Below are 23,299 nucleotides of genomic sequence, written 5' to 3'. Positions count from 1 at the left end.
TTGTCCCCACCCCCCAGTTCGGCGCGCATACTCCCCCCGTTGCCCACGTCAGAGCCCAGTCATGACGAGTGATGGTCGTGGGGATAGCCGGGGACAGGGGTCGCCCTGTCGTGCGGGGGAAATACGGCAGCCGGGCCTGCAACACTGGTACCGCCTGAACCATACCCGTTGGAAATCCCGGCATGGTGGCGAGGCAATGGCCTCAAAACTAACTACCCTTTCGAGGCCAGCGCCTCGTCACCATCGCTCTACTCACGAGCGAACCCGGACCACACGACAACCGCAGCACAGGCGGCGCTTTCGCTCGCCTAGTCGCCGCGCAGAACTTCGTCGATCTCGGGCAGATTGTAGAATTGCCGGATCACATCCCAGCCTTCCTCCGCCGTATCGACGATAGTGAAGAGTTGCGGATCGGTCGGGGCGATCGTGCCGGCCTCTGCCAAGGCCTCGAAGTTGATCACCTTGCGCCAGAACTCGGCGCCGAACAGCAGCAGCGGAATGCGCGCCATGCGGCCGGTCTGGATCAGCGTCAGCGTTTCGAAGAATTCGTCGAGCGTGCCGAAGCCACCGGGGAACACCGCCACCGCCTTGGCGCGCAGCAGGAAGTGGATCTTGCGGGTGGCGAAATAGTGGAAGTTGAAGCTCAGGTCCGGCGTCACATAGGCATTGGGCGCCTGCTCATGCGGCAAGACGATATTGAGCCCGATCGATGGCGCCCCGACATCGGCAGCGCCGCGATTGCCCGCCTCCATCACGCCCGGTCCACCACCGGTGACCACGACATAGTCCTTGTAATCGAGGGCGCGCGACGTCGCCGACGCCAGCTGCGCGAAGCGCCGTGCCTCGTCGTAATAGCGCGATGCGGCTTCGAGATTGGCCTTCTGCACCTCGTTCTTGGCCGCCCAGGCCGGCTTGCCCGGTTCGGGGATGCGGGCGCCGCCGAACAGCACGACGGTCGAATTGATGCCGCGCTCGCGCATGCGGAATTCGGGCTTGAGATATTCGAGCTGGAAGCGGATGCCGCGCGTATCCTCGGACGTGAGGAATTCGTCATCGGCAAAGGCCAGGCGAAAGGCCGACGACTCGGTCTGCGGCGTCGAGGGGGCACGTTTGCTGGCGGCGACGTCCTCACCCGAGGTGCGCAACGGTGTTGGACGGCGTTTGGCCATGCCGGCGTCTCCACTAGACAGATGGCGAAGCACCGCCACAATTCCGAAACTATCGACAGGGCATATCCAGCGCGGGGCGTTGGAGCAAGGGCGAGGGACTTGGGCCGGTTCACGAGTTTGGAATCCCGCATCGACGCTGCGGCGCATGCGGTGCTGGCGCGGCTGCCGCGCGGGCGGGTGGCCGATGGCCTGATCGAATTTCTGGTCTTCGGGCTGAAACAGGCCTGGGCCTGCCTGTTCGGCGGACTGATGCTCGGGATGATCATCGTCACCACCATCTGGTGGCCCGACAGCGGCATCGACCGCTATGACGTGTTCTTCCTTGCGGCCCTGGCGATCCAGATCGGCATGCTGGTGTTTCGGCTGGAAACGCTGAGCGAGGCCAAGGTCATCCTGATCTTCCACGTGGTCGGCACCGGCATGGAGCTGTTCAAGACCGCTGCCGGCTCATGGATCTATCCCGAGGATGCCTTCTTCCGGCTCGGCGGCGTGCCGCTGTTTTCCGGCTTCATGTATGCCTGTGTCGGCTCCTACATGGCCCGCATCCTGCGCATTTTCGACATTACCTTCACCCGCTACCCGCCGGTGTGGATGACAGTGCTGCTGGCGGCCGCGATCTACATCAACTTCTTCAGCCACCACTTCATCTACGATTTTCGCTGGCTGCTGTTCGCGGTGGTGGCCCTGCTCTATTTCCGCAGTTCCATGCACTATCGCGTCTTTCGCTTCCGCCACCGCATGCCGATGCTGCTGGCGTTTCTCCTGGTCGCGCTGTTCATCTGGATCGGCGAGAATATCGGGACCTGGTCGCGCGCCTGGATTTATCCCGATCAGCGCGACGGCTGGTCACTGGTCAGCTGGAGCAAGCTGGGCTCGTGGTATCTGCTGATGCTGATCTCGGTGGTGTTGGTGACGCTGGTGCATCCGCCCAAGACCTATGTGCCGGAAAAAACCTAGCGCGTCGATACGACCGTGCGGACCTGCGCGAACCAGTCGCGGAAGACCGACACCATGGTCGGCGGATCGCGGTAGTCGCGCAGCATGTATTCGGCGATGCGATAGCCTTCGGCCACGATCGCGCGCAGCTCGCGGCGGTCTGCCAGGGTCATGCCCATCGATGGAACACGCATTGAGGCCTCCTGCTCATGGTTGACGAAACCTTAATGCAGGAGAGCGGCCTTGTCCGCGACGACGTTAACAAATGGTTTACGCCGCCCGGGCCTTGCCATCGCCCGATTTTGTTCGCATATAGCGCTCCGGGAGGTTGGCGCGGACGTGTTCCTCGCCAACCGGGTCAGGTCCGGAAGGAAGCAGCCCCAACGAGACCTTCACGGGTCGTTGCCAGCCTCCTACTTAGCCTTATGATAGGTCGATGACCCAAGGCAGATTCCCCACCATGCAAGCGACAGAAGGGCTCGATGGCTGACGCACCGACCTCGCCCTATCTCGTTCTCGCCCGCAAATACCGGCCGCGCGATTTCACCACGCTGGTCGGCCAGGACGCCATGGTCCAGACGCTGGGCAACGCGTTTGCGCAGAACCGCATCCACCACGCCTTCATCCTCACCGGCGTGCGCGGCGTGGGCAAGACCACGACCGCCCGTATCCTGGCGCGTGCTTTCAACTACGAAGATGCCTCGGGGCCGCACCCCACGCTCGACCTGAGCGTCGAGGGCGAGCATTGCCGCGCCATTATCGAGGGGCGGCATGTCGACGTCATCGAGATGGACGCCGCCAGCAATACCGGCATCAACGATATCCGCGAAATCATCGAATCGGTAAAATATGCGCCCGCTGCGGCGCCGTACAAAGTCTATGTCATCGACGAAGTCCATATGCTCTCAACGGCCGCCTTCAACGGGCTGCTGAAGACACTGGAAGAGCCGCCGCCGTACGTCAAGTTCATCTTCGCCACCACCGAAATCCGCAAGGTGCCGGTGACGATCCTCAGCCGCTGCATGCGCTTCGACCTGCGCCGCATCACGCCTGAGGTGATGTCGGCCTACCTCGAATCCATCCTGGGGCAGGAAGGCATTTCATTCGAACCTGAGGCGCTGGCGATGATCGTCCGCGCCGGCGAGGGTTCGGCACGCGATAATCTCAGCCTGCTCGACCAGGCGATTGCACATGGCAATGGCACGGTGACGGCGGCGACGGTCAAGGCGATGCTGGGGCTGGGTGACCGGGCGCGGATCATCGACCTGTTCGAAGAGCTGATGGGCGGCCGCATCGGCGAGGCCATCGAGACCATGCGCTCGCTCTACGACATGGGCGCCGATCCGCAGACGCTCGTCGCCGATCTCGCCGATTTCACCCATCTGGTGACGCGCATCAAGGTCGTGCCGGCCGCCGCCGACGATGTGTCGCTGACGCCGGACGAGCGGAAGCGCGGCGCGGAGCTCGCGGGCAAGCTGCCGATGCGGGCGCTGACGCGGGCGTGGCAGATATTGTTCAAGGGCCATGACGAGGTGGCGCGGGCCAACAATGGCCTGCAGGCCGCCGAAATGGCGCTGATCCGGCTGGCCTATGCCGCCGACCTGCCCAGCCCGGATGATCTCATTGCCCGGCTGAGCAACCAACCGGCGCCCGCTCCGGCCATGCAACAGATGGCGCCGATGTCGCGCGGTCCGTCCGGATCGTCCGGCGGCGCATCGGCCATGCGCGTCGAGACACCACGCCCTGTTATGACCGAGGCGGTTGCCGCGCAGCCAAGTGCGTTGCAAGCCAGCGCCCAGCCGGCAATTGCACCACAGCCCGTTGCGCAGCCGGCTTTGTCCACGGTCGGCTCCTACAAGGAACTGATCGCGTTGGCTGGCGCCAAGCGCGATGTGTTGGTGAAGCTGGCGCTTGAAGGCCAGATGCGGCCGATCTCGTTCGAGCAGGGCCGCATCGAGGTCGCGCTGGCCGATGGCGCCGATCCCGGTATCATCGCGACGCTTTCGGCCCGGCTGCAGGTCTGGACCGGCCAGCGCTGGCTGATCATGGTATCGACCAAGCCGATCGACGGCCCAACGCTGCGCCAGGAAAAGGAAGAGCGCGCCGCGCTGGCTCATGCCCAGGCGCATGATGACCCGCTGGTGCAGGCGATCCTGAACACTTTCCCCGGCGCCAAGGTGGTCAACGTCAAGGTCAAGGACGAAGCCGATCTGCCGGTGGCCGATGTGCCACCCCCGCCAATCGAAGAGGACGACGAATGAAAGACATCATGGGCATGATGAAGGCCGCCAGCGAGATGAAAAGCAAGATGGAGGCCATGCAGGCCGACCTCGCCAATCTCGTGGTCGAAGGCCGCTCCGGCGGTGGCATGGTCACCGTGTCGCTCTCAGGCAAGGGCGACCTGAAGGGTCTCAAAATCGATCCGTCGCTGTTTAAGGAAGACGACGTGGAAGTGCTCGAGGACCTGATCGTCGCCGCGCATGCCGACGCCAAGGCCAAGAGCGAAGCCGAAATGCAGCGCCGCATGTCGGAAGTCACGGCTGGGTTGCCGATCCCGCCGGGCATGAAGTTCCCGTTCTAGGTTCTCTTCCCTTCTCCCCTCGTGGGAGAAGGTGCCCGAAGGGCGGATGGGGGGTTCTCTCCCGCCCCAAGTTCCCCTCATCCGGCGCTGCGCGCCACCTTCTCCCACGAGGGGAGAAGGGAAAGTGAAGATCGATGGCATCCGGCGGACCCGAGATTGAACAGCTGATCCAGCTCCTGGCACGCCTGCCGGGGCTCGGGCCGCGTTCGGCGCGCCGGGCGGTTTTGCAGCTGATCAAGAAGAAGGATCAGCTGATGATCCCGCTGTCGGCGGCGCTGGACCGGGCTGTGATCGCGGTCAAGACCTGCGAGGTCTGCGGCAATGTCGATACGATGAGCCCGTGCTCGATCTGCGCCGATCCACGCCGCGCCGAAAGCGGCATGCTGATCGTGGTCGAGGATGTCGCTGACCTCTGGGCGCTGGAGCGGGCTGGGGTTGGACCTGTGCGCTATCACGTGCTCGGCGGCGTGCTGTCGCCGCTCGATGGTGTCGGGCCTGATGACATCACCATCGACGACCTGATCAAGCGCGCGCCGACCTTCAAGGAAGTCGTGCTGGCCGTCAACGCCACGGTCGAAGGCCAGACGACGGCGCATTACATCACCGATCGCCTCGCCGGCTCGGGCACGAAGGTCACGCGCCTCGCCCACGGCGTGCCGGTGGGCGGGGAGCTTGATTATCTCGACGAGGGCACGCTGAGCCAGGCCCTCCGTGCGCGGACCGAGATTTAGGCCAGTGCTTCCTTGAACAGCCCGATCGTGCGGGACCAGGCCAGGTCGGCGGCCGTCTTGTCGTAACGCGCAGCGCTGGTCTCGTTGTTGAAGGCGTGATTGACGCCGTCATATAGGAACAGCTGGTAGTCCGTCCCGGCGGCCTTCAATGCCTCCTCGTAGGCGGCAATACCGGCATTGATGCGGTCGTCGAGCCCGGCATAGTGCAGCATCACCCGCGCCTTGATATTGGGGACGTTGGCCGCATTGGGCTGGCCGCCATAATAGGCAACGGCGGCAGCGAGGTCCGGTGCGACGGTGGCTAGATTGTTGACGGTGCCACCGCCCCAACAGAAGCCCATGGCGCCGACCTTGCCGGTCACATTGGGGAGCGACTTGAGATAGGCGATGGTGGCGACGCCATTGGCGGCTACATCAGGCGCCGGCAATGTGCTGAACATGGCGCGCGCTGCTTCTTCATCGGCTGGCGTGCCGCCCTGGTCGGACAGGAAATCGGGAGCGAGCGCTATGAAGCCTTCGAGTGCGACCCGGCGGGCGACGTCCTTGATATGGGCGTTGAGGCCGCGGTTCTCATGTATGACGATGACGGTGCCAAACGGCCCGCCTTCCTTGGGTGTCACGAGATAGCCCTTCATCTCGCCCTTGGCACCGGCATAGCTGACGTCGGCTATCGTGAGGCTGGCGTCGGTCTCTGATGTCAGTCCCTGGGCTTGGGCGTTGGACGCCATCATGGAGGCGGCCGCGGTTGCGGCGGTGACCGAGCCGGCCAGTTTGGCCAGATTGTCCATGAACTTGCGGCGATCAAGCGAGAGGTGCGTGTAGTCGTCGAAGAGGTTGATCATGTCCTGGGTGATCACAGGATGTTCGTCACGGGACTGTTCGGTCATCGCGGTCTCCTCCATTGCTGAGGCCACACGATAGGACGCGCCGGGTGGCGCGCCCATGACCGTAACGGCAAATTGAAACTGACCTAGTGGACGCCCCTTTCGGGCCGGAAATCATCACCCTCGTCCCATTCGGCTTCGTCGAGTGGACCGAGCTCGTCGTCCTCATCCAACTCATCATCGCTTTCGATGGCGTGTCGGGCATCGACGTCGTCGGGGGACAGCGCGTCTAGCCGATCGCTGGGATCGTTGTCGAAGTTGGTCGCGAGGCCGGCATAGTCCTCATTGTCGTCGCCATTGGCGATGGTGGCGCTCAATTCGTCGATGGCGCGATCCAGCTCGTCCAGCATCGCGGCAGGGTCCTGATCGCCCCAATCACCGCTCTCGCGGATCGAGGTTTCGTCGCGCAGTTCCCGCAGACGCGCCAGCCGCTCGCTGGCGGGGCGATCTTCACCGTACAGCAGCTCCTCGATCTCGCTCTGCGTGTAGGGCTGGGCGATGCCCGGCTGGTCGGCATTATCGAAGTTGGTGTCTTGCGGCACCATGGTGCCGTGATGGTCGTGATGCTGAGCCATTCTCGTCTCCCATGCTCGTTGCTCCATCACAACGCGGCACGGGCAGAGAGGTTCGATGCACGTGATCAGGACAGGTCGCCCGGCTCCTCGCCGACGAGCCGCAATTGCGGTTGGCGTTCCTCGGCACTGCCGTCCCAGCCCGATGGCAGCGGCTTGCTTGATTTGGCGCCCAGTTCGCGCAGCATTTCGACCTGGCGGACGACACTGCCCTTTCCCGAGGCGAGCTGGTTTTTGGCATCGGCGAAGGTCTGCTGTGCCCGGTCGAGATTGGTGCCGACCTTGTCCATGGTGGTGAGGAATCCAACGACCTTCTCGTAAAGCGCGCCGGCGCGCTCGGCGATCTGCTCGGCATTCTGGTGGCGCTTTTCGATGTCCCAGACGTTTCTGACAGTGCGCAGCACCGTCATCAGCGTCGTCGGCGTGGTCAGCATGACCCCGCGGCTCATGCCGAATTCGACAAGGCCCGCATCAGCCTGGATGGCTGTAGCCAGCGCGGATTCGATGGGCACGAACATCATCACATAGTCCATCTTGCTTCCGGAATGGCGGTGATAGGACTTGTCGCCCAGCGTCTTGATGTGGGTGCGGATGGAATTGATGTGCGCCTGCAAATGCAGGGTCCTGTCTTCCTCGTCGCTGCTGGTATAGGCCTCGAAGGCGTTGAGGGAGACCTTGGAGTCGATGACCAGCCTATCGTTGTTGGGCATCAGCACTTCGACGTCGGTGCGAACGCGCGAGCCGTTGTCGCCCGTGTGGCTCTGCTGGGTAATGAACTGCTCGCCCTCACGCAGGCCCGAGCGTTCAAGGATGGTCGAGAGGATCATCTCGCCCCAGGCGCCCTGGGTCTGCGAATTGCCCTTGAGCGCACGAGTCAGGTTGTTGGCTTCGGTGGTGATCTGCAGATTGCTCGCGGCAAGCGCGCGGATCTGTTCGGCCATGGTGGCACGATCGGTCAGCATGCCGGACTGGAATTCGACGATCTTGTCGTTCAGCGGCTTGAGCAGCGTATCGACCTGCTCGCGGTTCTGCCTGGAAAAGGTCTCGCTATGCGACTTGAGCACGTCGCCGGCAATGGCCTTGAACTCGTCGGTCATCTGCTGCCGGGCACCGAGGAAGCGCGCCAGGTTCTCTTCCGACTGCTTTGTCTGCTCGTCAAAACGGGCGCGCAGCGCCGATAGCTGGGCGAGCAACTCCGCGCCCTTTTCGCGCTCCACATCAAGCAGGTCGGCACCGCGATCGCGCTCGACCCGAACCTGATGGTCGAGCTCGGCGATGCGGCGGTCGCGCTCGGCAATCTGATCGGTGAAACTGGTGCGTACCTGTTCGGCCATCTGCGCAGCGGCCTCAGCGGCGCGCCGCGCATTGGCGCGCATGGATACGATGAGGATGATGACCAGCAGCAGCCCGACCAGCACGCCACCGCCAATGGCGGCCTGCAGCTGCGTTACGGGATAGTCGCCGAGGATAAAGAGCACATTTTCCATCAGGCCAGACTAATGCGATTCGGGTGTTCGCATAATGTTCTCTTTTGTGGCGATCCACAAGAGTTGACCGCAGGCGCGGAAATACCATATCGAGAGGCAAATCCCTTTCCGCCGGACCTTTCGCCATGGCTGTTCGCCCCATTCTCGTCATTCCCGATGCACGGCTGCGCGCCGTCGCCGATCCGATCATCGAGGTCGATGACGAGATCAAGACGCTGGCCAAGGACATGCTCGACACCATGTATGACGCGCCCGGCATTGGCCTGGCTGCGCCGCAGATCGGGGTGATGAAGCGCATTGTGGTGATGGACCTGGCGCCGGAAGGCGAGACGCCCGAACCGATGGTGCTGATCAACCCCGAGATCACCCATTTTGGCGAGCAGATGCAGGTGACCGAGGAAGGTTGCCTGTCCATCCCCGAGCTGTACTACGAAGTCGAGCGGCCCAACGAGGTCACGGTGACTTACACCAACCTCGATGGCGAGCAAGTGACCAAGGAAGCCGAGGGCAAGCTGGCCGTCTGCATCCAGCACGAACTCGATCACCTCGATGGCGTGCTCTATATCGACTATCTCAGCCGCCTCAAGCGCGACCGGGTGATCAAGAAGTTCGACAAGCAGGCCAAGCGGGCTGCTGGTTAGTCACGGACCTTTCCTTCTCCCGTTGCGGGAGAAGGTGGCGCGCAGCGCCGGATGAGGGGCTTCGCGCCGCAAAAATCGCTCCGGTGGAGCGATTTTAGGCAAGGGCCGGGGCCAAACCCCTCACCCGCCCTTCGGGCACCCTCTCCCGCAAGGGGAGAGGGGTAGATGGAGTAGTTTACCCATGCGCATCGTCTTTATGGGTACGCCCGACTTTTCCGTTCCAACGCTGACCGAAATTGTCTCCTCCGGGCACGAGGTCGTAGCGGTCTATACGCGCGCGCCCAAGCCAGCCGGTCGTGGGCGGGAAGAGCGTAAGTCGCCGGTGCATCTGGCGGCCGAAGGGTTCGGCATTCCGGTGTTCACCCCCAAGTCGCTCAAGGGCGAGGCCGAGCAGATCGTCTTTGCCAGCCACGACGCCGAACTGGCCATCGTGGTCGCCTATGGGCTGCTGTTGCCCAAACCGATCCTTGATGCGCCGGAATATGGTTGTCTCAACCTCCATGGTTCGCTGCTGCCGCGCTGGCGTGGTGCGGCGCCGATCCAGCGCGCGGTGATGGCCGGCGACAGGCAAACCGGCGTGATGGTGATGCAGATGGAAGAGGGTCTGGATACCGGACCGGTGGCAGTCGGCGAGGTCATCCCCATCGGTCCAGACATGACGGCCGGCGAGCTGCATGACGTGATGATGCGGCTCGGTGCCGACCTGATGGGCCGGGCTCTGGCGGCACTGCAGCGCGGCAGCCTCGATTTCACGCCGCAGACCGAAGACGGCACGATCTACGCCAAGAAGATCGAGAAGGCCGAAGCGCGGATCGACTGGTCGCTACCGGCGCAGGACGTGCACAACCACATTCGCGGCCTGTCGCCCTTCCCCGGTGCCTGGTTCGAAATCGAACTCGCCGGCAAGCCGGTGCGGGTCAAGGCTTTGCGCTCGACCATGGGCGAAGGACCGGGTGAGCCGGGGACCCTGCTCGACGACCTGACCATCGCCTGCGGCGAGGGTGCCGTGCGGCTGACCCAGGTGCAGCGCGAGGGCAAGGGCGCCATGGATGCTGCGACGTTCCTGCGCGGTGCGGGCAGCCTGCCGCAAACCGTGCGCTAGATGCCGCGCTACAAGCTCACCATTGAATATGACGGAACGCCTTTCTCGGGCTGGCAGCGCCAGAGCGAGCGGCCCAGTGTGCAGCAGGCGCTGGAAGAGGCGATCGCTGCCATGTCGGGCGAGGTTGTCACCACGCAAGCGGCGGGCCGAACCGATGCCGGTGTGCATGCGCTGGGCCAGGTGGCGCATGTCGACCTCAGCCGGGAATGGGACCCGTTCCGCATTCGCGAAGCGCTGAATTACCACCTGCGGCCGGCGCCGGTGGCGGTGCTCGACGTCGAGGCCGTGGGTGAGGATTTCGAGGCCCGGTTTTCTGCCAAGACGCGTCACTACGAATATCGGATCCTGACGCGCCGGGCGCCGCCCGTGATCGAGCGCGATCATGTCTGGCACATTCCCAAGAGCCTGGATGCCGCAGCCATGGACCATGCTGCCAGTCTAATCGTGGGCCTACATGACTTCACCACATTCCGCTCTTCGGAATGCCAGGCCAAATCGCCTTTGCGGACTTTGGACAGGTTCTCGGTCCGCAGAGAACTGGACCATATCGTGGCCAGCGTCAGCGCCCGCAGTTTCCTGCATCATCAGGTGCGCTCGATGGTGGGGTCGCTGCGGCTGGTGGGCGAGGGCAAGTGGTCGCCGGCCGATTTCCGGGCTGCGCTCGATGCCAAGGATCGGCGGCGCTGCGGCGCCATGGCGCCGTCGTCGGGGCTCTATCTGACGCAGGTGGACTACTAGGCCGGCAGCGGCGCTTCGGGCAGGACCAGTATGCCGAAGGCGAAGAGAAGGAAGACGCCAACGCTCGAAGCGACGAGCTGGATGACGATGAAAATGGCGATCTGCCAGGCGCTGAGGGTGACGATCAGCCGGGCGATATTGACCTCGATAATGATCACCATCAGGCCCATGCCCAGCAGCACGATATCGCTCGGACCGGCCACTGCCGCAACGATGGCACCGATGATGGCACCAAACACGTTGACCCAGTTGTCGGCCACCAATAGCGGCACGAAGCCGTCGAGCCGCCCGTTCTGGCGCAGGAACAGCCAGGCGGCACCATCCTTGACGGCCAGCAGCAGCAGCGTGCTGATGATGCCGCGCGTCGCTTCGCCGGGCGGATTGACGCCACCCAGCAGCAGCGGCAGCAGGAAGGCCGTGGCCAGAGTGACCAGCAGGAAGGCGATGAAGCTGCCGACAAGGCCGCGCAGGCTGAAGTCGAAATAACTTGAGGACTGACGGTCGCCCACCAGCAAGGCCAAGCAGCCACGGGCTGCCGCCTTCAGTTCATCAAAAAGTGTCGAATTTGGCTGGGCCAAGGGCGGGACGCTCGGTGGTTCAGATGGCGGCGGCGTTGGAGAGCATGTAGAGCCCCAACCGCAATGCCACAAGCAGGACGACACTTAAAACTGCGAATGCGGCAGCAATACCCACGTTCCAGCTCGTGGCGACGCGCGCCAGGCGATAGAGCAGGTAGCCCTGCGCCAGCCAGGCCAGCATCACCGCCGGCCCGCCGATCATGGCGAGCAGACCCTCGGCGATGAGGAATGCGGTGAGGGCAAAGATGCCGGGCACCAGCACCGGAAGCACCGGCTCATCGCTCTTGAGCATGATGCGCGTGCCCAGCAGCGAGACCACCAGCGCGGTTACTGGCAATGCCAGTACGAACATGCCGATCAGCACGCCGATGGGGCCCGGCATGCCAATGCTGGTCGAAGCAATAGCCACCGCCAGGAAGGCGACAAAGGCGAAAATGAGCAAAGCGGTGAAGAGTCCGGCGGCGGTGATGCGGAAGCGATCGCGCCACCCCTCCTCGCCGCGCAGGATCATCGTCCAGCCGGTCACGGCGTCGGTAATGACAGACCAGATCTTCATGCCGCGCCTCCGAAAAATCTGTTCATGAACGCGCGATAGATCTCGGTTAAGCCGGCGAGATCGCTCAGGGCGATATGTTCGTCGGCCTTGTGCATGGAGGGTCCGACCAGGCCACACTCCACCACGGGACCATACTGCGCGATGAAGCGGGCATCGGAGGTGCCGCCACCCGTCGAGAATTCGGGGCGACGACCGGTGACATGCGCAATGGCCGATGACAGCGTCTCGACATCATCGCTGAGCGGCGACAGGAAGGATCGGGATGGGGCGCCGGAAAGGGTGAAGGTCACCGATGTACCGGCATGATCAACACTCGCAATGCGGCCGTGAACCCAGTCGGCCAGCGTCTCGGGCGACCACAGATCGTTGTAGCGGATGTTGAAGCGAATGGCGCCGGAGGCCGGGATGACATTGGACACGGCATTGCCGACATCGATGGAGGTGACTTCGAGATTGGTGGCCGGGAAATGCGCCGTGCCGGTATCGATGGTGGTATCGCTCAGCGCCGTGACCACGCGCGCCAGCACCGGCAACGGGTTGTTGGCGCGATCGGGATAGGCGACGTGGCCCTGGGTGCCGGATACGGTGACCAGACCCGAGAACGAGCCGCGGCGGCCGATCTTGATGCTGTCACCGAGCAGAGCGGCGGAGCTGGGTTCGCCGACAATGGCGAAATCGAAATGGTGCTGCTGCGCCTCGGCCCAGGCCATCAGCTTGTCGGTGCCATTGATGGCGTCGGCTTCCTCGTCATTGGTGATGGCGAGCATGATCGTGCCAGCATCAGCCGGGATGGCAGCGGCGGCAGCCACAAAGGCTGCTATGCCCGACTTCATGTCGGCGGCGCCGCGGCCATAGAGCTTGCCATCAGCTTCGTGGGGCGTGAACGGGTCGTCGGTCCAGAGGGCACGGTCGCCGGGTGGGACGACGTCGGTATGGCCGGCGAACAGCAGGCGGCGACCGCTGTTGCCCCTGACGGCGAAGAGATTGTCGACGGGATAGGAGCCGTCACCGTCGAAGGTGAGGCGGGTTACAGCAAAGCCGATCGCGCTCAGGGCGCGATTGAGCACATCAAGAGAGCCCGCCGTTTCGGGTGTCACCGAGGGGCAGGCAATGAGGTCTTTCAGAAGTCGGACGGGATCGCCCGCAACGCTATCAGTCACCAGTCTATCCCGTCCTTGTTCGATCAGGCTGCGGCGTAGCCGAGCGGATCGGGGCCGTAGCTGTTGGGGCCGGTCGTTCCCTTGAGGAAGCCTATCTGCACCACGATGTAGATCGCAAAGATGCCAAGCAGCAGGGACACGCCGGTCATCCACATGTCGGGCGAGGCCGTACGGGCATTGCCGATATTGAAGGCCTGCAGCAGCGTGACTACAGCGGAAAGACCCATGAATATCTTATAGTCCGTGCCGTCATTGTCGCGATCCTGCCGGCGTTTGAGACCTATATTGAGTGCCGGGAAGATCAGTGCCAGATAGACGATGATCGGCCCGAAGGTCGAGGTGACGCCCAAACCGACCAGGCCGAGAATGAAATACAGTACAAAGCTGGCGACGATCAGCAGCAGCGTGCCGATCCACCAGGTCTTGCGTGAGATGCGGCCACTGTTCGTCAGATACAGTTGTTGGAAGTCCATGATATTTCCCCTCAGAAATCAGACTCACCGGGACCCATTCCGGCATGGTCACATTCTAGGTGACTCGCGAAGATCCCGCCAGACGCCTCAATCCCGCAGCCCCGACATGGCCTTGCAAATAGGCCGGTGCCCGCTCCCGATCAGGAGCAGGCACCGGTAACGGTCAAAATCCGAAATCAGGCAGCGACTGGGCCGTCGAAGGCTGCAGCGCCATACTGGTTGCTCGCAGGCTCGCCTTCCTTGATCGCCAGCATGTAGATCACGTAGATCGCGCCGAGAACCGGGATCAGCGCGACCAGCGTCCACCAGCCGGACTTGGACAGGTCGTGCCACCGCTTGGCGTACAACGCCACTGCCGGATACACCGTCGCGAGCGACGCGATAGCGGCGAGATAGCTGAGCGGCCCGAAGATCATGCCCAAAAACGCGCCGATGAGCGACAGGCCGATATTGACGACGATCAGGACGGCAAGGCCAACCCAAAAGGTTTCGCGGGTGATGCGGCCGTTAAAGCTCGTGAACAGATATTTCCAGTCTTGATTGATCATGTGTGTCCCCAGATCGTGACGAAGGCAGCCATCAGGGCCGCCAAGCTTTTCAGTGCTGGGAGTGTGTTCCCGAGCTGCGCGCCTTCTACGCAGCCGGAACTGAACGGCAGATGAGCAGGTAGTTCAGTCCCGCAGCAGTTCGTTGATGCCGGTCTTGGAACGGGTCTGGGCGTCGACGGTCTTGACGATGACGGCGCAGTAAAGCGAGGGGCCCCAGTTGTGGCCCGGCATTGCCTTACCCGGCAGGCTGCCCGACACGACGACCGAGTAGGGCGGCACCTTGCCGATGTGGATTTCGCCGGTCTGGCGGTCGACGATCTTGGTCGAGGCGCCGATGAAGACGCCCATCGAGATGACCGAACCTTCGCCGACGACGACGCCCTCGACGACTTCGGAGCGCGCGCCGATGAAGCAGTTGTCCTCGATGATGACGGGGCCGGCCTGCAGTGGCTCCAGCACGCCGCCAATGCCGACGCCGCCAGAAATGTGTACGTTCTTGCCGATCTGGGCGCAGGAGCCGACGGTGACCCAGGTGTCGACCATGGTGCCCTCGTCGACATAGGCGCCGACATTGACGAAGCTGGGCATCAGCACGACCGACTTGGCGATATAGGCCGGACGGCGCACCACGGCGCCGGGGACGGCGCGGAAGCCGGCCGAGCGGAAGTCGGCTTCGCCCCAGCCCTCGAACTTGGTGGCGACCTTGTCCCAATAATTGGAGCCGCCGGGCGCACCCTCGATCAGCCGGTTGTCGTTGAGGCGGAACTGCAGCAGCACAGCCTTCTTGAGCCACTGGTTGACCTGCCAGGCGCCATCGATCTTTTCGGCGACGCGTGCCTTGCCGCTGTCGAGCAGCATCAGCGCTTCTTCCACCGCCTCGCGCACCGGACCTTTGGTATCGAAGCGAATCTCGGCACGGGCCTCAAAAGCGTCATCGATAGTCTTGGCGAGATCGGCGTAGGACATGGCGGGTTCCCCGATAGAATTGCGGGCGGACCATAGCCGGGAGGGGCGTGGTGTCAATCACTGGGCGAGCGGGAGCGCGCCCAACTTGCGTCAATTGCCTAGGGATCGGCCGTACGAGGTGATAGGCCCTGCTCCACACCAGGAGCGACTCATGGCGACCATGTATCTCGTGCAGGCCTTCAAGCAGAGTGGCAGCAAGCTGGTCGCCGATCCGGTGCAGCAGTCCAAGAGCGCCGACAAGGCGATGGCCACGGCCGAACGGCTTGCGCCCAGCCGGGCGGGTGTGATCGCCTTCTCGCAGGAAGTCGATCTCGAAACCGACACCTATGACGAGCCGCGCGTGCTGCTACGGCTGGGCAAGTTGCCGCCCGGCCTGATGGAAGGCTAGTCAGCAGACCATTTTGCTGCGGTCCTGATAGGATCAACGACGACCTATTTCGGAGGTTGGACACATGGCCGTCAAGCGGATGGACAATATTGGAATTGTCGTCGAGGACCTCGGCGCGACGATCGATTTCTTTGTCGAACTTGGTCTTGAGCTCGAAGGGCGGGCCACGATCGAGGGCGAATGGGCCGGACGGGTCACCGGACTGGGCGATCAGCATGTCGAGATTGCGATGATGCGCACGCCGGACGGCCACAGCAGGCTCGAGCTATCGCGTTTCCTCGCACCGGCGGTTATCGCCGATCACCGCAGCGCTCCCGTGAATGCGCTGGGTTACCTGCGCGCCATGTTCACCGTAGACGACATCGACGACACGTTGGAACGGCTTCGCAATCGCGGTGCGGAGCTCGTGGGAGAAGTCGTCCAATACAAAGAAGTATACCGGCTCTGCTACATCCGCGGGCCCGAAGGGCTGCTGATCGGCCTTGCCCAGGAGCTGGGCTGAATGCCAACAGGGCCGATCGGTCCTGCGCCCTACTTGCTCTCGGCCGCCGGATAGACGCCCAGCACCCGGAAGTGGTCGGTGAAGAACTCCAGTTCTTCGAAGGCGTGCACCACGCCCGGGTCGGACGGGTGCCCCTCGATATCGGCATAGAATTGGGTAGCGGTGAATGCGCCGCCGACCATGTAGCTTTCGAGCTTGGTCATGTTGACGCCATTGGTGGCAAAGCCGCCCATGGCCTTGTAGAGCGCGGCCGGCACGTTGCGCACGCGGAACACGAAGGTGGTCTTGAGCTTGCCGCCCTGCGGGGCACGCTGTTCGTTCGGCGACAGCACCAGGAAGCGTGTGGTGTTGTGGTCGGCATCTTCGATATTGGAGGCCAGCACGTCGAGGCCGTAGATTTCGCCGGCAAAGCGCGAGGCGATGGCGGCGACGGACTTGTCGCCCTTCTGCGAAATTTCGCGGGCCGAGCCAGCCGTATCGACGGCATTGATGGTGCGGAAGCCATTGTCGGCAATGAACTTGCGGCATTGCCCGAGGGCCACCGACAGCGACTGCACCGACTTGATATCGGACAGCGTGGCGCCGGGTACGCCAAGCAGGTTCATCTCGACGCGCAGAAAAGTCTCGCCGATGATGAACAGGCCGCTTTCGGGCAGCAGGTGATGGATATCGGTGATGCGGCCATAGAGCGAGTTTTCGACCGGCACGACGGCATAGTCAGCCTTGCCTGATTGCACGGCGTTGATGGTCTCCTCGAAGGTGACGCAGCCGATCGCATCTTCGCCGGGGAACACATTGTTGGCGGCGGCATGGCTGAAAGCGCCGGGTTCACCCTGGAAAGCGATCTTCTTGGTCATCTCGAGGTCCAATTCTGCTAGGCGGAGAGGCTTTAGGCGCTCAAGCGTTTGCAAGTCAATCTGAGCATGCGGCGGGTGGGGCCATTCGAGCTTAGCTCTCATGGCCTTCTCGCCTAAAATCGCTCCACTGGAGCGATTTTCCCCTGGGGGGCGGCCGCGCCATTCGAGCATAGCTCTCATGGCCTTCTCGCCTAAAATCGCTCCACCGGAGCGATTTTCCCCAGGGGGGCGGCTCGAAGTGTCGCAGCCTGGGTTTGCGTAGTTGCGCGGGCACGGGCTTTGCGACTATCTTCCGCGCGCGTCGGGCCCCTCCGTTGAGGCGATTTCCCTATGGGCTATCGAAAGTTGAGGCCGGTTCGACTATCGTCCGCAGGGGATGGACTGGCAGGAAGACCAAATGGATTCGTTCGAGCTTAACAAGATCATGGGCGCCGTGCTGGGCACGCTGTTGTTCGTCATGGGCGCCGGCTTTGTCGCCGAGGCCATCTACGCCCCCGTGGCCGATCGCGGCCCAGGCTATAACCTGCCCGAGCCTGAGGTCGCCGAAGCTGGTGGCCCGGCAACGCCGGCCGAGCCGGAAGTACCTCTGGGCGTGCTGCTGGCCAGCGCCGATGCGACCAAGGGCGCGGCCGCCGTCAAGAAATGCGCCGGTTGCCACAATTTCGGTGAAGGCGAAGGCAACAAGCAGGGCCCGCACCTTTATGACGTGGTCGGCCGCCCCGAAGGCAGCATAGCGGACTTTAGCTATTCGGACGGCATGCTGGCGCACAACGCCGCCGGCGATACCTGGACCTACGAGAACCTGAACCACTTCCTGACTAAGCCGGCCGACTATGTGCCGGGCACCAAGATGAACTTTGCCGGTATCCGCACCGCCAAGGAACGCGCCGACATCCTGGCCTACCTGCAGACGCTGTCGGCCAATCCCGTGCCGTTCCCGCCGGCGGAAGAGGCAGCACCTGCCGCTCCCGCCGAGGGTGAGGCCGCGATCCCGGCCGAAGGCGCCGAGGCTCCCGCTGACGCCGCTGCGCCGGCTGCTGCTGCGGAGACTCCGGCAGCCGAAACGCCGGTGGAAGGCACGCCGACGACAAGCGGCACAGAGGCAGCTCCGGCAACGACGCCGGCTCCGGCTCCGGCTGAACCAGCCGCACCCGCTGCGCCAGCCACGACGACCCCATAGGGTTTGTCGAGCAATGAGGATTTCGAGCCGCGCCCGGCAACTGGCGCGGCTTTTTCACGAAGGGAACAACCATGCTGCTGCTGCACCTGTCCGATGTCGACGAGGCAAGCTGGGCCGATAAGCTGCGTACGGCACTAGCGCCCTACCCCGTGGTGCGTCGCGGCGACGCGTTTGACCCCGCCGACATCCGCTACATCTTCGTGTGGAAGCCCAAGCCCGAGGCATTCGAGGGCCTCGGCGGGCTCAAGGCCATCCTGTCGCTGGGCGCTGGTGTCGATGCGCTGCTCAAGCATCCTCGCCTGCCCGAGGCGCCGATCGTCCGCTTCGTCGATGAAGACCTGAGCCAGCGCATGAGCGACTATGTGGTGGCTCATGTCACCATGCATCACCGCCTCTATACCCGCTTCCGCGCCGACCAGAAGGCACGCCGCTGGAGCCAGCTCTATCCACCGGCTGCCTCAGAAACTACGGTAGGCATCATGGGCATGGGCGTACTGGGACAGGATGCGGTCAGCCGACTTAAGCCGCTGGGCTTTGATCTGCGCAGCTGGAGCCGGACGCCCAAGGCCATCGACGGCGTTGAAGGTTTTGCCGGGGCCGAGACGTTCGACGCATTTCTCGGGGGAACCGATATCCTGGTCAACCTGCTGCCGCTAACGCCGGAAACCACTGCTATTCTCAACTACGAGACCTTCAGCAAGCTGCGGCGCGACCGGCTCGATGGCGGACCGGTCATCGTCAACGCGGCGCGCGGCGGACACCAGCGCGAGGCCGATATCGTGCGCGCCCTGGCCGACGGCACGCTGGGCGCGGCCAGCCTCGACGTGTTCGAGACCGAGCCGCTGCCGGCATCCAGCCCGCTCTGGGATATCGAGAACTGCTACATCACGCCCCATATCGCGGCGATCAGCAACGAGAAGAGCGGCGTCACCTATTTCAGCGCCATCATCAAGGCGCATGAGGCGGGGGAGCCGCTGATCAATGTGGTGGATCGCGGGCGGGGATATTAGAACCGCATTTCCCAAATCTCACCCATCAGTTCCTTGCCGAAATTGTGCTCCGGCATGGTCTCGACGATCTGGAAGCCGGCGCCGGCATAGAGTTTGCCCGCCGAGGTCTGATTGGTGTGGGTCCATAACCGCATGCGCTCGTAACCCTTGCCGCGGGCGAAGCTGACGGCCTGCGACACCAGCGTGGCGCCGATACCCTGGCCGCGCGCTGATGGCTCGACATAGAGCATGCGCAGCTGGGCCGAGCCGGGCAATCCCTCTGACGGCATGACGAAGATCGAGCCGACAATGCCGCCATCCTGCTCGGCGACCCACAGGTCCTTGGCCGGCGCATCCGGCGCGAACTGGAACTGGGAATAGATGCCGGCGATCAGCGCCTCGAACTCGATGTTCCAGCCGAACTGCTCATTGTAGAGCAGCCCCTGACGGTGGATCAGCCAGCCCAGCTCGCCGATGCGATGGGAGCGCAGCACTATTGGCCCCGAGGGCCGGGGCGTCGCCAACAGAGTGTGGATCCGAGCCATGGACTCGATGAGGTCGCGGCGGCGCCGATCGTCCAGCGGGGCAATAAGGGCGCTGACTGCGGCATTGCTTGCACTGTCGAAGCCCTGATAGACCGCGTCGCCCCGTGGTGTCAGCGTCAGGTTGTTGGCCCGCTTGTCGCCGCGGACCGGCGTGATCGACAGCAGGCCATAGCTGTCGAGGCGCCGCACCAGTCGGCTCAGTTGCCCCGGGTCCATGGCCAAATCGCGCGCCAATTCGCTGGCTACGGTCGACACGCCGCGCTTGCCCAGCTCGTAGACGACACGCGCCTCGGCCAAGGTGAATGGGCTTTCATGCATGCCGTCTTCAAGCAGGCCCATGACCTTTGTATAGAAGCGGTTGAACGCCCTGATTTCGGCAATGGGTCCCGTCTGGTCGGCCATACTCATGCTCCACGTCAATTGTTGACATGGTCAATCATATAGTTGTCAAAGTCAACTACGCCGGGTAACGCTGCCTCAGCACGCCATAGACCGCACGAATACCCTGATCGGTGCCGCCCTGCGGCCGGGCGACACGCGCTTCCGGGGCCCAGCCATAGATGTCGAGATGCACCCAGGCCTTGGCGTTGGCGACGAACCGGCGCAGGAACAGGGCGGCGGTGACGGAACCGGCAAAGCCGCCACTGCCGGCATTGTTCACGTCGGCGATCTTGGAACTCATCATCGAGTCATAGGGATGCCAGAGCGGCATCTGCCACAGCGGATCGTCGGCGGCTGCGCCGGCGACCATCAGCGCGCGGGCGAGGCCGTCGTCGGTGGAATAGAGTGGCGGCAGATCGGGGCCGAGGGCGACGCGGGCCGCGCCAGTCAGGGTGGCCATATCGAGCAGCAGATCGGGGCTTTCCTCGTCGGCCAGGGCCAAGGCGTCGGCCAGGATCAGCCGGCCTTCGGCATCAGTATTGCCGATCTCGACGGTGATGCCCTTGCGCGAAGTCAGCACGTCGCCCGGACGGAAGGCAGAGGCGGAAATGGCGTTCTCGACCACCGGGATGAGCACACGCAGCCGGACTTTGAGGCCCGCCGAGACGATGGCATGGGCCAGGCCCAGCACATTGGCGGCGCCGCCCATGTCCTTCTTCATTAGGAGCATGCTGGCCGAGGTCTTGATGTCGAGTCCGCCGGTATCGAAGGTTACGCCCTTTCCGACCAGCGTCACTTTGGGATCGCCGTCATAGCCCCAGGTCAGGTCGATCAGGCGCGGCGGTTCGGCGGCGGCGCGACCGACGGCATGAATCATCGGGAAGCCCGCATCGAGCAGGTCGTCACCCGATATGACCTTGATCTGCATATTGCGAGCAGTCGCGAAGTCGCGGATTTCGCGCTCAAAAGCGTCCGGACCGAGATCGTTGGCGGGGGTGTTGATCAGGTCGCGGGCGATGCGGGCGGCTTCGACCAGTCGGGCGACTTCGTCGGCATCGGCGTCAGCAGGCAACGACAGAACGGGCGTTGCCTTGGACTGGCGATAGCGGTCGAAGCGATAGGCGCCGAGGGCGAAGCCGATAGCTGCCTGGGTCGGGTCGCCATGGGCGCCTTCGAGGCGATAGCTGCCGGCAGTGAGGGCGGCGCCAGCGAAGCCGGCAACCAAAGCGGGTCGGCCCTGCGCCGGGCCGGTGCCGAAGAGGTAGCCCGCCAACGCCGATTGCTCGTCCGGCAGCGCGAGAAGCCGGCCGCGCTGACCGGAAAAGCCGTTGGCATCGGCCCAACCGCGCTGCGCCGATGTGATGTCGGCGGCGGCGAGGCCACCCTCCTCCACGCAGATTACCGGGATCGTCGCGGTCGTGGACATGGCGGCTCCTGCAGGATGGTTAGCCCTGCTTGTAGCGTGTCGGGGTCACTTAAGTCACCTGCCGTAACTCGTTGCTTTTCCTAGTTCCCATCGCTCAGGTCGACCTTTGATTGTCGCTTAAGAGGGGTCGGACGAGGGCGTTTGTCAGGCAAGAAGCATCAGAGCTGAGATTATGTAAATAGATCAATAGCTTGCTCCTGTCATGCGGACTCGAGGCGTAACGGGTGTGGGCTCGGCTGGGCGTGGACGTCGACGACGCGCTCTCATTGTCCGAGGCGACCGAGATCTAGTGTTCAGCGTTTCGCCGGCGGTCATATGTCCAGTCGGCGAAGCGCCCCATTTCGGCCATTACCGTGCTGCGGCCGCTGCCCGAACCGGACTGACCTAGAAGGGGGCAATCGGCACCTTCGCCCCATTTCAGACGTTAGCGCCACGCTGGCGGTGTCCCAAAGGCGGTCGTTCCGCTGAGAGGCCTGCGAGCAAAAAAATGGGGTGGGTTTCGGACGGTCTGCTTGTGGACGCGCGCTTTGGCTGACGTCGCTCTACCACAAATTGGCCCAGGGCCATGACCCTGGCTCATTGCCTCGTCATCTACAGCTGGCTCTCGCAACCTCGCTTCGGCCAAACAACTGGCTAGGACCGAACGTCGTCTAGAGCCCCTCCAGCGCGCATAAGAGCCAAACAACATCAACGATTTAGAGGAATTCTAAGGTGGAGCGATCTGGCTTGACAAGGCCTATCCATTAAAGTGACAACGCCAGTCATGTTTATTGGTCGCTGTCGCATGCGGTACTTGGAGAACCACGAATGACCCCAAATCGGCCCTGCCATCCCTTCATTCCTGCCGCCCTGACCTGCCTGATGGCCGCAAGTTCCGCAGGCCTTCCAGCTCTTGCCGAAGATATCGTCATCACCGACCACGAAAGCCGCGAAGTCGTGCTAACCGAGCCGGCCTCGCGGGTGGTGACCATCCCCATGCCGATGGCCTCGGGCGTCATCGCACTCGATGGATCTTCCAATCGGCTGGTGGGCCTCAACCCGCTGTCGCTGACTGCCATTCGCGAAGGTATTCTGGGCAAGATTTTTCCGGAGGCTCTCGACGTTTCCGACGCCGTCACCGGCACGGATTTCGTCCCCAACGTCGAAGCTCTGGCCGCAGTCAATCCGGACTTGGTCATTCAATGGGCGGGCCGCGGTCCCGAAATTGTCGATCCGATCATCAATGCCGGCCTCAGCACCGTGCTGATCAAATACGGCACCGAAGAGCTGACCCGCCAGTATATGACCATGGTGGCAACGGCCATTGGCAAGCCCGAGCGCATCGGCGAACTGGTCGAATGGCGTGACCGCGTGCAGCAGGACATTGCCGCCAAGACCGCCGACCTTGGTGAGGCAGACCGCCCTAGCGTGCTCTATCTCGGCCGCTCGCTCTCCGACATCACGGCAGCCGGGAACCAGGGGCAGTACAGCTCCTGGTATATCGAGCTGGCCGGTGGCAAGAACGCCGCCGCCGAACTCGACGGCAGCGTGTCGATCAACCGCGAGCAGATCGCCCAGTGGGACCCCGAAGTCATCCTGCTCAACAGCTTCGAACCGGAGCTGGACGTCAGCTGGGTCTATGACGATCCAATCCTCTCGCTCACCAGGGCCGCGCAGAATCACCGCGTCTACAAGATGCCGCTGGGCGGCTACCGCTGGGATCCGCCCAGCCAGGAATCGCCACTGACCTGGATGTGGCTGGCCGAGTTGCTGCACCCCGCCCTGTTCGACTATGACCTTCGCGCCGAAATGACTGCGGCCTACCAAACGCTCTACAATTACGAGCTGACCGACGGGGATATCGACGGCATCATCTGGACCGCCGAGCAGGGGACCGGTCTTGGCTACGACCAGTTCGCGGCCAACTGAC

26 protein-coding genes and 1 other RNA gene are annotated in these 23,299 nt (G+C 63.4%); 13 read left to right on the top strand and 14 right to left on the bottom strand.

The window, feature by feature from the left end:
• Positions 1-308 precede the first annotated feature (308 nt).
• The gene (locus tag IM737_RS16010; RefSeq protein ID WP_442874210.1) at positions 309-1,190 is read right to left on the bottom strand and encodes an LOG family protein; all 882 of its coding nucleotides are present in this window, start codon (positions 1,188-1,190) and stop codon (positions 309-311) included.
• 78 nt (positions 1,191-1,268) lie between these two features.
• On the opposite strand from IM737_RS16010, the gene IM737_RS16005 reads away from it, so the two are divergent.
• Positions 1,269-2,126: a DUF817 domain-containing protein gene (locus tag IM737_RS16005; RefSeq protein WP_236895528.1), complete on the top strand. Its 858-nt coding sequence runs from the start codon at positions 1,269-1,271 to the stop codon at positions 2,124-2,126.
• Here IM737_RS16005 and IM737_RS16000 read toward each other — a convergent pair.
• Positions 2,123-2,299 (bottom strand): hypothetical protein, encoded by a 177-nt coding sequence (locus tag IM737_RS16000; RefSeq protein ID WP_236895526.1) that lies wholly within the window; start codon positions 2,297-2,299, stop codon positions 2,123-2,125. The two genes, IM737_RS16005 and IM737_RS16000, sit on opposite strands and share 4 nt — an antisense overlap.
• A 128-nt stretch (positions 2,300-2,427) precedes the next feature.
• Between IM737_RS16000 and ffs the strand changes: the two genes are divergently transcribed.
• The 4 genes from ffs to recR all read left to right on the top strand — a co-directional run bounded on the left by ffs (position 2,428) and on the right by recR (position 5,417).
• Positions 2,428-2,523: signal recognition particle sRNA small type (gene ffs, locus IM737_RS15995), an RNA gene on the top strand.
• 64 nt (positions 2,524-2,587) lie between these two features.
• On the top strand, positions 2,588-4,366 hold the full coding sequence (locus IM737_RS15990) for a DNA polymerase III subunit gamma/tau (protein ID WP_236895524.1): 1,779 nt from the start codon (positions 2,588-2,590) through the stop codon (positions 4,364-4,366).
• On the top strand, positions 4,363-4,686 hold the full coding sequence (locus IM737_RS15985; protein WP_236895522.1) for a YbaB/EbfC family nucleoid-associated protein: 324 nt from the start codon (positions 4,363-4,365) through the stop codon (positions 4,684-4,686). The genes IM737_RS15990 and IM737_RS15985 overlap by 4 nt, the downstream gene beginning before the upstream one ends.
• Before the next feature lie 134 nt (positions 4,687-4,820).
• Positions 4,821-5,417: a recombination mediator RecR gene (gene recR / locus IM737_RS15980; protein ID WP_236895520.1), complete on the top strand. Its 597-nt coding sequence runs from the start codon at positions 4,821-4,823 to the stop codon at positions 5,415-5,417.
• On the opposite strand, the gene IM737_RS15975 is transcribed toward recR, so the two are convergent.
• From IM737_RS15975 to IM737_RS15965, 3 genes are all read right to left on the bottom strand, one after another.
• Complete coding sequence (locus IM737_RS15975; protein WP_236895518.1) at positions 5,414-6,304, bottom strand: dienelactone hydrolase family protein; 891 nt, start codon at positions 6,302-6,304, stop codon at positions 5,414-5,416. The two genes, recR and IM737_RS15975, sit on opposite strands and share 4 nt — an antisense overlap.
• Before the next feature lie 83 nt (positions 6,305-6,387).
• Positions 6,388-6,876, bottom strand: a complete 489-nt coding sequence (locus IM737_RS15970) for a hypothetical protein (protein WP_236895516.1) — start codon at positions 6,874-6,876, stop codon at positions 6,388-6,390.
• Positions 6,877-6,941: 65 nt separating this feature from the next.
• Complete coding sequence (locus IM737_RS15965) at positions 6,942-8,360, bottom strand: DNA recombination protein RmuC (RefSeq protein ID WP_236895514.1); 1,419 nt, start codon at positions 8,358-8,360, stop codon at positions 6,942-6,944.
• A gap of 125 nt (positions 8,361-8,485) precedes the next feature.
• Here IM737_RS15965 and def point away from each other — a divergent pair, with 125 nt between their 5' ends.
• The 3 genes from def to truA all read left to right on the top strand — a co-directional run bounded on the left by def (position 8,486) and on the right by truA (position 10,841).
• The gene (def, locus tag IM737_RS15960; RefSeq protein ID WP_236895512.1) at positions 8,486-9,001 is read left to right on the top strand and encodes a peptide deformylase; all 516 of its coding nucleotides are present in this window, start codon (positions 8,486-8,488) and stop codon (positions 8,999-9,001) included.
• 181 nt (positions 9,002-9,182) lie between these two features.
• Positions 9,183-10,103 (top strand): methionyl-tRNA formyltransferase, encoded by a 921-nt coding sequence (gene fmt, locus IM737_RS15955; RefSeq protein WP_236895510.1) that lies wholly within the window; start codon positions 9,183-9,185, stop codon positions 10,101-10,103.
• Positions 10,104-10,841: a tRNA pseudouridine(38-40) synthase TruA gene (gene truA, locus IM737_RS15950; protein WP_236895508.1), complete on the top strand. Its 738-nt coding sequence runs from the start codon at positions 10,104-10,106 to the stop codon at positions 10,839-10,841.
• On the opposite strand, the gene IM737_RS15945 is transcribed toward truA, so the two are convergent.
• From IM737_RS15945 to dapD, 6 genes are all read right to left on the bottom strand, one after another.
• On the bottom strand, positions 10,838-11,419 hold the full coding sequence (locus tag IM737_RS15945) for a hypothetical protein (RefSeq protein WP_236895506.1): 582 nt from the start codon (positions 11,417-11,419) through the stop codon (positions 10,838-10,840). The genes truA and IM737_RS15945 overlap by 4 nt on opposite strands.
• A 19-nt stretch (positions 11,420-11,438) precedes the next feature.
• Positions 11,439-11,975, bottom strand: a complete 537-nt coding sequence (locus tag IM737_RS15940) for a hypothetical protein (protein ID WP_236895504.1) — start codon at positions 11,973-11,975, stop codon at positions 11,439-11,441.
• Positions 11,972-13,135 (bottom strand): succinyl-diaminopimelate desuccinylase, encoded by a 1,164-nt coding sequence (gene dapE, locus IM737_RS15935; RefSeq protein ID WP_236895502.1) that lies wholly within the window; start codon positions 13,133-13,135, stop codon positions 11,972-11,974. Before dapE ends, IM737_RS15940 begins: the two co-directional genes overlap by 4 nt.
• Positions 13,136-13,158: 23 nt before the next feature.
• Positions 13,159-13,608 (bottom strand): DUF805 domain-containing protein, encoded by a 450-nt coding sequence (locus IM737_RS15930; protein ID WP_236895500.1) that lies wholly within the window; start codon positions 13,606-13,608, stop codon positions 13,159-13,161.
• 176 nt (positions 13,609-13,784) lie between these two features.
• Positions 13,785-14,156, bottom strand: coding sequence for a DUF805 domain-containing protein (locus IM737_RS15925; RefSeq protein WP_236895498.1), 372 nt, complete (start codon positions 14,154-14,156; stop codon positions 13,785-13,787).
• Positions 14,157-14,279: 123 nt separating this feature from the next.
• Positions 14,280-15,122 (bottom strand): 2,3,4,5-tetrahydropyridine-2,6-dicarboxylate N-succinyltransferase, encoded by an 843-nt coding sequence (gene dapD / locus IM737_RS15920; protein ID WP_236895496.1) that lies wholly within the window; start codon positions 15,120-15,122, stop codon positions 14,280-14,282.
• A 151-nt stretch (positions 15,123-15,273) separates the two neighbouring features.
• On the opposite strand from dapD, the gene IM737_RS15915 reads away from it, so the two are divergent.
• Positions 15,274-15,510 (top strand): hypothetical protein, encoded by a 237-nt coding sequence (locus tag IM737_RS15915; protein WP_236895494.1) that lies wholly within the window; start codon positions 15,274-15,276, stop codon positions 15,508-15,510.
• Between the two features lie 64 nt (positions 15,511-15,574).
• The gene (locus IM737_RS15910; protein ID WP_236895492.1) at positions 15,575-16,012 is read left to right on the top strand and encodes a VOC family protein; all 438 of its coding nucleotides are present in this window, start codon (positions 15,575-15,577) and stop codon (positions 16,010-16,012) included.
• A 29-nt stretch (positions 16,013-16,041) separates the two neighbouring features.
• On the opposite strand, the gene IM737_RS15905 is transcribed toward IM737_RS15910, so the two are convergent.
• Positions 16,042-16,869, bottom strand: coding sequence for a prephenate dehydratase (locus IM737_RS15905; protein ID WP_236895490.1), 828 nt, complete (start codon positions 16,867-16,869; stop codon positions 16,042-16,044).
• A 397-nt stretch (positions 16,870-17,266) separates the two neighbouring features.
• Here IM737_RS15905 and IM737_RS15900 point away from each other — a divergent pair, with 397 nt between their 5' ends.
• Together IM737_RS15900 and IM737_RS15895 are read left to right on the top strand one after the other, a co-directional pair.
• The gene (locus tag IM737_RS15900; RefSeq protein ID WP_236895488.1) at positions 17,267-18,049 is read left to right on the top strand and encodes a c-type cytochrome; all 783 of its coding nucleotides are present in this window, start codon (positions 17,267-17,269) and stop codon (positions 18,047-18,049) included.
• Between the two features lie 71 nt (positions 18,050-18,120).
• A complete protein-coding gene (locus IM737_RS15895) occupies positions 18,121-19,059 on the top strand; it encodes a 2-hydroxyacid dehydrogenase (protein WP_236895487.1) in 939 nt (312 codons plus the stop codon).
• On the opposite strand, the gene IM737_RS15890 is transcribed toward IM737_RS15895, so the two are convergent.
• Entirely contained in the window at positions 19,056-19,985 is a 930-nt protein-coding gene (locus tag IM737_RS15890) for a bifunctional helix-turn-helix transcriptional regulator/GNAT family N-acetyltransferase (protein WP_236895485.1), read from the bottom strand. The two genes, IM737_RS15895 and IM737_RS15890, sit on opposite strands and share 4 nt — an antisense overlap.
• Before the next feature lie 55 nt (positions 19,986-20,040).
• Positions 20,041-21,390, bottom strand: coding sequence for a leucyl aminopeptidase family protein (locus IM737_RS15885; protein ID WP_236895483.1), 1,350 nt, complete (start codon positions 21,388-21,390; stop codon positions 20,041-20,043).
• An 807-nt stretch (positions 21,391-22,197) separates the two neighbouring features.
• On the opposite strand from IM737_RS15885, the gene IM737_RS15880 reads away from it, so the two are divergent.
• Positions 22,198-23,298 (top strand): ABC transporter substrate-binding protein, encoded by a 1,101-nt coding sequence (locus IM737_RS15880; RefSeq protein ID WP_236895481.1) that lies wholly within the window; start codon positions 22,198-22,200, stop codon positions 23,296-23,298.
• Position 23,299: the final 1 nt, after the last annotated feature.

This window comes from Devosia sp. SL43 (assembly GCF_021729885.1).
Classification (GTDB): Bacteria; Pseudomonadota; Alphaproteobacteria; order Rhizobiales; family Devosiaceae; genus Devosia.
Note: the sequence above shows the minus strand (reverse complement) of the source record. Positions and strands in the feature narration are given on the sequence as shown.